This window comes from bacterium (assembly GCA_030697645.1).
In the GTDB taxonomy this organism is placed as follows: domain Bacteria; phylum Patescibacteriota; class Minisyncoccia; order Phycocordibacterales; family VMGT01; genus JAUYPI01.
On the sequence record JAUYPI010000015.1, the window covers coordinates 75,344 to 84,478 of the forward strand.

The 9,135-nt window shown below is 56.3% G+C and carries 7 protein-coding genes; all 7 read left to right on the forward strand.

Annotated features, from left to right (window positions below):
- Positions 1 to 50 precede the first annotated feature (50 nt).
- Positions 51 to 2,918, forward strand: coding sequence for a DUF87 domain-containing protein (locus Q8R39_03765; GenBank protein MDP3735516.1), 2,868 nt, complete (start codon positions 51 to 53; stop codon positions 2,916 to 2,918).
- Positions 2,919 to 3,087: 169 nt separating this feature from the next.
- Positions 3,088 to 3,285, forward strand: a complete 198-nt coding sequence (locus tag Q8R39_03770) for a hypothetical protein (protein ID MDP3735517.1) — start codon at positions 3,088 to 3,090, stop codon at positions 3,283 to 3,285.
- A gap of 133 nt (positions 3,286 to 3,418) precedes the next feature.
- Positions 3,419 to 4,003, forward strand: coding sequence for a nucleoside-diphosphate kinase (locus Q8R39_03775; GenBank protein ID MDP3735518.1), 585 nt, complete (start codon positions 3,419 to 3,421; stop codon positions 4,001 to 4,003).
- A 761-nt stretch (positions 4,004 to 4,764) separates the two neighbouring features.
- The gene (locus Q8R39_03780) at positions 4,765 to 5,196 is read left to right on the forward strand and encodes a hypothetical protein (protein ID MDP3735519.1); all 432 of its coding nucleotides are present in this window, start codon (positions 4,765 to 4,767) and stop codon (positions 5,194 to 5,196) included.
- 115 nt (positions 5,197 to 5,311) lie between these two features.
- Positions 5,312 to 5,578, forward strand: coding sequence for a hypothetical protein (locus tag Q8R39_03785; GenBank protein MDP3735520.1), 267 nt, complete (start codon positions 5,312 to 5,314; stop codon positions 5,576 to 5,578).
- A gap of 176 nt (positions 5,579 to 5,754) precedes the next feature.
- Positions 5,755 to 6,066, forward strand: a complete 312-nt coding sequence (locus Q8R39_03790) for a transposase (protein ID MDP3735521.1) — start codon at positions 5,755 to 5,757, stop codon at positions 6,064 to 6,066.
- 606 nt (positions 6,067 to 6,672) lie between these two features.
- The coding region (locus Q8R39_03795) for a hypothetical protein (GenBank protein ID MDP3735522.1) at positions 6,673 to 9,135 on the forward strand (2,463 nt) is incomplete at its 3' end.

Below are 9,135 nucleotides of genomic sequence, written 5' to 3' on the forward strand. Positions count from 1 at the left end.
AAATTTTACAGATTTGAGATTTGAGTTTAATACGGTGTTATACTAACCGCATGGATCTTTCTCCCAACCGGACTCTCGAGCGGCGTTCTGAGAGGCATGAGGACGAGCTCTCGGAGCTTCGAGTGCGTCTTGCCCAGGCTGAGCTCGCGGCTGAGCGCGCGCGCGGGGAGCGGCTGTCTCACGAGACCCGGGAGCGCCTCGCGAGCGAGGAACTTACAAGACACCGCGAGGAGCAAGAGGCGCACGGCGCGGCGAGCCCGGCCGAGACGGCGGCGATCGTGCTTGACCTCGCGCCGGAGAGTCATGATAGTCAGGTCGGGCTCCTCCTTGGCGTCGCACGAGATCAGAGTGTCGGCGTGGCGCTTTCCGCCGCGCACAAGCTCGGCAATCCCCACATCGAGGACGATTTTCACCGCGCGCTCGTCGAGTATATCCGCGAGGGCTATCCCGCCGAGGGAGTGCGCGAGCGGGATCGGCTTTGGAAAGTGCTCCACATGACGCTCTACGAGATTCTCTTGCCGGAATTGCCGCAGGGAGGCGAGGCGCGCGAGCGCGGTCTCAAAGGGGTGCTCTCTTCGATGGAGCAGTTTTACTCCGGGATGCGCTCGCTTGCCGAGGGAGCGCGGGGAGGGGACATATACGCGCTCGAACTTGCGCTCCCAAACGTCGGGGACGAGGTGAGCTTCTACGTCGCGGTGCCGAGCGCGCGGCGCGACCTCTTTGAAAAGCAGCTGCTTGCCGTCTTCCCGCGCGCCGAGATCATTCCGCAGCACAACGACTACAACATTTTCAATGAGCGCGGAGCGCATGCGGCGGTGGTCGCGGCGTTTGGTGCGCGGCCGGCCTTGCCGCTCCGGCTTTACGAGAGCTTCGACTATGATCCTCTCAATGTCATCGCGAATGCGTTTTCAAAAATAGAACGCGCGGGCGAGGGCGCGGCGCTTCAGTTCCTGGTTCGCCCCTCGGGCGGCGAGCGCTACCAGCGGCACTTTCGCACCATACTGAAGAACGTGCGTGAAGGGATGCTGCTCGCGGAAGCGCTCGAAACCCCGGAGAGCATACTTGGCGAGTTCGCGGCGAGCGTGCGGGATTTTGTTTTCCAGCGAAAAAAATCGAAACGCGAGGAAGAAGACAGAAAACAAAAACCGCCGAGCGTAGACCAGGCAGGAGTGGAACTCCTCGAGCGCAAGGTGGCGACTCCTCTCGTCGAGGCCGCAATCCGCATCGTCGCGTCGGCTGGAGACGAGCCCCGGGCCCGGGCGATCCTCGACGAACTTGTCGCCGCGTTCCACCAGTTTGAGGACCCGCAGGGGAACCGCCTGCGCTTCTCTCGTCTCTCGCGCGGCGCGCTCTCTGCCGGCCTTCGCTCCTTCAGTTTTCGCGAGACCGGCGCCGCACCTCTGCTCCCGCTCTCGCTCCGCGAGCTCACTACGCTCTTTCATTTCCCGGTCGCAGGAGAGCTCGCGACGCCGCAGGTGAGGTTCTCACGCGCTCGAGCCGGCGCGGCGCCCGCGCTCGCCTCGTTTAGAGATACATCCCGAGCGGTGAGCGCCCCTGCCGCGGCAAGCTCCGCTTATAGCGATCGCGTCGTACGCGACGCGACTTCGGGTGCGACGAGCGCAGCTCGGCAGAGCGAGGGGGTGGCGCTCGGCGTGAACCGCTTTCGTGGCGCCGAGACTCGCGTCTCGATCGCGCCGGAGGACCGGTTGCGGCATCTCTATGTGATCGGCCAGACCGGGACGGGCAAGTCGACGCTCCTGCGGAACATGATCGTCGAGGACATCGCCGCGGGCGAAGGCGTGTGCATGATAGATCCGCACGGCTCGGATGTCGCGGAAGTGCTTGCGGCCGTGCCGCGCGAGCGCTACGGTGACGTGATTTACTTTGACCCGGGCTATAGCGCGCGTCCGATGGCGCTCAATATGCTCGAGTATGACTCGAGGCACCCGGAGCAAAAAACGTTCGTCGTGAACGAGCTCCTCGGCATTTTCCGCAAGCTCTTCGGCGCAGTCCCCGAGTCGATGGGGCCAGCGTTCGAGCAGTACTTCCGCAACAGTGCGCTTCTCGTGATGGAGGATCCCGCCTCCGGCAACACCCTCGTTGATGTCGCGCGCGTCTTATCCGACAAGCGTTTTCGCGAGCGGAAACTCGCGCAGAACCGCAACCCCCTCATCGCGCAGTTCTGGGAGAATGCCGAGCGCACGACCGGCGAGCAGGCGCTCGCGAACTTCGCGCAGTACGTGACCAACAAGTTCGACGTCTTCCTCTCGAATGACGTCATGCGTCCGATCATCGCGCAGCAGCATTCGGCGTTTTCGTTCCGCGACGTGATGGACGGGCGGAAAGTGCTGCTCGTCAATCTCGCTAAGGGGCGGCTCGGGGATATCAACGCGCACCTCATCGGGCTTGTTCTCGTGGGGAAAATCTTGATGGCTGCGCTCTCGCGGGTTGACACCCCCGGGCTCGCGCTCCCGCCGTTTTACCTCTATCTTGACGAGTTTCAAAACATTACGACCGACTCGATTGCGGTGATCCTCTCCGAGGCGCGCAAGTACGGCCTCGGACTCACGATCGCGCACCAGTTTATCGGCCAGCTCTCGGAGAACATCCGCGACGCGGTCTTCGGCAATGTCGGTTCACTCGTCGCGTTCCGCGTCGGCGCGGACGACGCCGAGGTGCTCGAGAAGCAGTTCGCGCCGGACTTCCGGGCGCACGACCTGATGAATATCGAAAACCGAAACGCGTACGTGCGCCTGCTCTCGCACGGCCGTCCGACGAAGCCTTTCACGATTGAGACTGAGCCGCCGGAGAGCGGCGAGCCACTACAGGTTGAAGACTTGAAGCTCCGGTCTTATACCCGCTACGGCCGTCCGCGGGAGGAAGTGGAGAACGAAATCTTAGAGCGATATCGAGCGTAAGAGCCTGTCCACTATCTTGCTTTCGAGATGAAATTTTCTGATTTTGAGCGAGACGAAGTCAAAAATTGCGAGGAATATCGAGATATTTCGAGAAATTTTTGACAAGTCGCAGCCAAAATCAGGAAATTTCAGGCCGGAATGAAGATAGTGGATAGGCTCTAAGTGAAATATGACTCCGGAAAAACAGTACGAAAAGTTCGCCGAATGGTTCGAGCGCGCAGCGCTTGTCTTTCTCGCATCGTTGGTTGTGCAGCAGATTGTCTCTGGGGTATCGCCATGGAGCCGGTCGGTACTTTTAGGAATGATAGCGGCCGGAGCGCTCTACGCTGCGGCATATGGCCTTGTTCGTAAGAGTATGGTACGTTAAATATATGGATGGTTTTACTGCCATATATATATTTGGCATAATTCTTGGCCTTGCTGGCTTGTACCTTGCGTATTGGCCTGAGAAAAAACACGGTCATCCGTAGATCGTGGAGGGCGTTGCACGTTTCCCCATTATGCAAAAACTCCGCGAAGAACAAACGTTTCTCCTGATCAAGCCCGACGGCGTCCGCAAGGGGCTCGTCGGCGAGGTGCTGAAGCGCATCGAGCAGCGCGATCTCAAGATCGTCGCGCTGGAGATGTTTGCGGCCTCGCGTGAGCAGGTGGACGAGCACTACCCGAAGGACCCTGCGTGGGTGCGCCGCCTCGGCGAGAAGTCGCTCGCGACGTACCACAAGTACGGCATGGATGCTGCCGCCGAGCTCGGCACGGACGACCCCGACGAGATAGGTAAGATGGTGCGGCGCTGGCTCGTGGACTATATGGTCTCCGCACCGCTTGTGCGTATGGTTGTGCAGGGTATTCACGCGGTTGACATGGTGCGCAAGATTTGCGGGCCGACGATGCCCTACATCGCCGACATGGGGACAATCCGCGGCGATTTTTCCGCTGACTCTCCCGCGATTGCAAACAGCGAGAAGCGGGCGGTAATGAACCTCGTGCATGCCTCGGAGACTCCGGAGGAGGCGGCGCACGAGATCGGATTTTGGTTCGGCGACCGAAAGGCGTTTCAGTACAAACGCTTCGGCATTGATGAATGATGGGTAGGGAGGCGAGGGATTTTCAGGCAGTTCCCAGAGAGCGAGCAGCAGGATTTTTGAAGCATGAATCATGAATTAAGAAGCATGGAGTCCGTTCCCACACTTCATGGTTCACGACCCATGATTCATACTTCATGCTCCATACTGCATGACTGCACGTCCCATACTTCATACTTCTTGATTCATGCTTCACGTCCCATGATTCATGCTTCATGATCCATGCTTCAAGTCAGGCAGCATAATTTACGCGGCATGGGTCGGTTTGCAGGGCCCTTTTTCTTCCCATGTGGTATGCTAAAAGCGGATGAGGCTCCTATCGAAACGAACTTGATATATTTTTCGGGACCCCGAAGTTGCCCACGCGGTATTTCGTAGATGCTGTGGTGTCTGCGATAGGGAACCCACCTATTTTTTTCTCGAGTTTCGTCTTACTGCCTCGTCCACTGCAAAACAGCCGCTCGCGCTCATCTGCGGAGCGGCTGTTTGCTGTGAGAAGGTAGATATAGGTGGTATGCTAGACAATATGCTTCGTTGAATAACATTTGAGTGAAGTGGCAGGCATTTTGCAAAGTGTAAAAATCAAAATGAAAAATGACAGTGCAAAATTTGGATACGGCACAAAGCTGGTCACTTTTCGAAATCAATTTTAAATTTACATTGTCTTTTTTTATTTAGGATATTTGCATTTTGAATTCGCCATGTCCTCTATCGCCGAGTCTCCATTACGACGATTGATACCACTGTTCTTACTGAGCATTGTTATGGCCTACGTGCACACCAACGGCATCGCGCGCGGCTGGTACTGGGAGTATGCGTGGCTCGATCTCCTGATGCATTTTTTGGGCGGCGTGATTGTCGCTCTCTTGGTGCGGTGGGGGAGCGAGCGTGTGTGGGGCGTTCGTTTTTCACTCGCGACAGTTATCCTCGCGGTGCTCTTTGTTGGCATCGCTTGGGAAGTGTTTGAATACGCGCTCGGCCTGATCGAAGTGCCGCGCGACGTGTATATAAAAGATACGGCGGTTGACTTGATCCTCGATATGCTCGGCGCCGCACTCGTCGCTCTGTGTCGTCGAAATTGCAAGACATCTGATGTCCCCCGTCGTGCGGAAACTCCAAGCTCCAAAAACCAAGCTCCAAACAAATCTCAATACACAAATTCCAATGTGGAAACACGGATTACGCCGTGTCTATGATTTGAAATTTGAATCATTGGAATTTGTTTGGAAATTGTTGGTTGGAAATTGGAGCTTCGTGATTATGTGATATCGGATGTCGGCGTTAGCCACGTTATTCAACGCGTAGAAAAACATGACGGCAAGCAACGAAAATTTATTTCTCTCGGTACGCATCGCAAGTGCCGAGGGCGTGATCTGGGAAGGGACGGCGAACTCCATTTCGTCGGTAAATCATGACGGCCCCTTCGATGTTTTACCGCAGCACGCGCAGTTCATTACGCTCGTTTCGAATGCTCCCGTCACCGTTCGTCCTGTCTCAGGCGTCGCAGAGACATTCACATTCCGCAGTGCGGTGATGCATGTATACAGCAACACAGTGGCGGTGTATGTGGGGATATGAAGAATTTTCAATTTTCAATCAGTGACGTAATTTTCAATGAATAAATTTTCAAACACGACGCCGACGTCGTCATTGAGTCATTGGACCATTGAAAATTCACTGAAAATTGAAAATTGAAAATTGTAAATTGAAAATTTATACAAGATATTCGTATGGCATTTTGATTTAGACACTCTATGACTTTGCACAGCGATCAGAAACGTACCTCATATCCCACCGACATCAACGATGCAACATGGCAGCGCATTGAGCCGCTCATCCCTGTTGCTCGCAGCAATAAAGTTGTTGGCGGCCGCGCTCGCAGCACAGACATACGAGAAGTTGTCAACGCGCTTGTTTACCGTGAACATGTGCAGTGCCCGTGGCGATTACTCCCACATGATTTTCCGCATTGGCAGGTCGTTCGGCATTACTATACGGCATGGGAGCATATGGGGAGGTGGCAGCGGATTTTGAAAACACTCACACGTCCCGGCACTACCCCGTAGTTGTTCGTGGGTTTTTAAGAAAAATAAAAAGGTGTGAAACATACGCCTACTTCGAGCCAACTCAAATGAGAGAGGCTGTTTTTTTGTGTCCGGTACGCGCACCAAAGGAGGGAGGTACCTAGTTTTTAAACGCGGTTTATATTCACGAGATATCCTTATTTATAAAGGTATCTCGGAAAGTATCTTTGATTAAACCAGCGACCCCCTCGAGCGGTGGGGTAGGGCTTATTACGGTAGCCGCGCGGAGGGCACAAAGTTAAGGCAGCAATCCATTTATTGGTGGAAGAAATCAGGAATAAAAAATATATGATATCTGATCTGCAAAGTTGACTACTGCCAGTTTATATTGTTCTTCAAACGTTACGGCTCAGCTGTCAAGTGTTTTTTAGACGGTTTAGTACTTGCACCGTCAGCCGGTTGATTTCTGAGTTAGGAAACATTCTGATTTAAGAAAAAGTTGAGACGTCCAGATGGGTGATTTTGAAATAATTTATAGAGAAAGCGAAGCCTCTTTTGTTGCGCGTACACGCGGATGAAAGTTATCCACATACGGACTATTTTTTGCTTTAGAATGCTACCTCGTTCCCGTATAATTTAGGGACCGGTATGGGACGAGATAGCATTGAAAAACAAGGGAAAAAGTATATCTCGGCAAAACGAGCGGCAGCCGAGTTTGGCTACACCACCGACTACATCGGGCAGCTCGCGCGTGGTGGTAAAATCGACGCGACGCTTGTTGGGCGTTCGTGGTATGTCACGGAGTCGTCACTTGAAAATCATCGAGTCCTGCGCGGAGAGGTAAATCGTCGCGGCAACAGCAAACATATTGTTCCGAGCGTGAGTGTTGGCGACGCCGAGCGCTCTCGAAGATCTCGTGCAGATGTACGCGAGGCTTTGATACTACCGCCGAGTCATCGGGAGCATGATCGTGTGTCCTCCGCACCCTCCCTCTCTTCTGCGGCGGCTACGCGGCGAGTGTATGGAGGAGAGCGCAGCAGCGCAGTTGTCTCTAGCGGTACTCCGCTCCGCTATGGTGCGGATGCGCGGCCACTCTTGCCGACACTCTCACGCGTGCTCACCGCGATCCGCGTCTCTCGTCCTTTCGTATCGGCGCATCCGATGCAGAAGAAGCCGCGCGTCGCGAATCTCGCGACTACATCCGCTGACGTAACGCCTCCCACGACCGTGACGAGCGTGCACGTCGAGGAGTCGCAGAGTAGTGCGCCGCAGAAGAGTGCGTATCATCTCGGTGCCCTAGTGCGCGATCTTGGCGCTGCGGCAAGAGCGACGTTTGTCCGTCGTGAACTTGGAGCGCGGGTGTTTGCGCTTGCGATTTCAATTGCGCTTATCTTTGGAGTTTTTTCTTTTGTGACGGATGCGTCCGTGCGTAGTCAGCTTGCGCGTGGTGCGGAGCAGGCTCTTGTACTCGCGCGCGCCGTGGGGAGTGACGCGACAGAGGCGATCACCGACCCTGCCCGTTGGTGGTCGGAGACGCAGAGGAGGATGAATATTGCCGCGGTCTCGGTGCCTGAGGGCATTAAGATCGGGGCATCGACTCTCGTGCGCACCGTGCGGAATGCCGTGAGTCGTATATCATCAAGATTCGTGGCGCTCTTTGGCGGTGCACGTACCGCAGAGGTTACGAGTGAGAGATACGCTGAAGTTGCCGCGCCTTCTCCTGAGAGACTCGTTGTGATCGAGCGCACTTCGGAGCCGCCGCACGGGACGCTCGAGCTCAACAGCGACGTTGCGGTGCGGAACAGGCTCGATGTGCTCGAACGGACGTCGGTCGGCGGCGAGCTTGTCGTCGAAGGATCAGGGGGAGTTCGTGGCGGGCTCTCTGTCAGTGGTAGGACTGTTCTCAGCGGGGCGCTCTCGGTCGGCGGCGCGGCGACAGTCGGCAGTACGCTCACGGTGAGCGGGGACACAACCCTCGGCGATACTATCATCGGTGGTCTGCTCTCTGCGAATGGCGAGAGTGAGTTTCGCGGTGCGGCGACCTTCGCCGCGCCGACGACGTTTGATGACGCCGCGGCGTTTAACGCTCCGGCAACATTTCTCCTCGGTGGGACATTTCTCGGTCCGGTCGCGGCGCTCGACGGTATCGCAACCGAAGGCGCAGATATTGATCTCGGTACCGGAAAACTCACCGCTTCGAACGTGGTGTACACGATTCAGGCGGGTTCAAATATCACAATCAGCGGCTCGCCGCAGAGTCCGGTGATCTCCGCGGAGCAGCCGATCATTTTTGGCGGTGGGGGCGGCGTGCGTGAGGTACAGGGGGAGCGGGGAACCGTTACGTTTCTGGGAGGTACGGACATTTCCATTTCCGGTCTCACGATTTCGAACATCTCAACGCTCTCCTCGGTGCGCGGCCGCGGCGGGTGTACGGGCTGCGTCACTGACGCTGATGTAGTGAATACACTCACCGTTGATGGCGGTACGGTCAATGCTACGCCGATTGGTGATACACGCGTCTCAACCGCTCTGTTTAGCCAGGCGACATCGTCCATTTTTGCCGCAACGTCATCCGCGTATTTTGCAACTGAGAGCGGCCGCGTCGGGATCGGAACGACGACGCCTGCGACGACGCTCTCCGTCGCGGGAAATCTTTTGATCGGCACGACGACCGCGACATCAACGATCGAGGGCGGCCTCAGAATCAGCGGCGGCGGACTTTCGATAAGTACAATGAATTGCACCGGCTTTACCGGGGGCGGGCAGCTGACGACGGATGCTTCTGGGAATATTATTTGCGGCAACGAGGTTGGCGGCGTCATCTCTGGTTGGACCGACGACGGCGTCGTCGTTCGTCTGAACACCCAGACCGACCACGTCAGTGTCGCCACCACCTCTCCCGATGTCCGGAGCGTGCTCACCCTCACCGCGACTTCCACAACTGCAAACGTCTCAAACCTCCTCACGCTCAAAGTCCCTGCGATCTCGGGCGGTCTCTCCTACTCCGGCACGCCCTTCCTCATCCAAGACAGCGCTTCGACCACGCTCTTCTCAATCGACGGTAGAGGACGCATCGCCGGGTTTGTCTCCTCCGCGTCCTCAACGATTGAC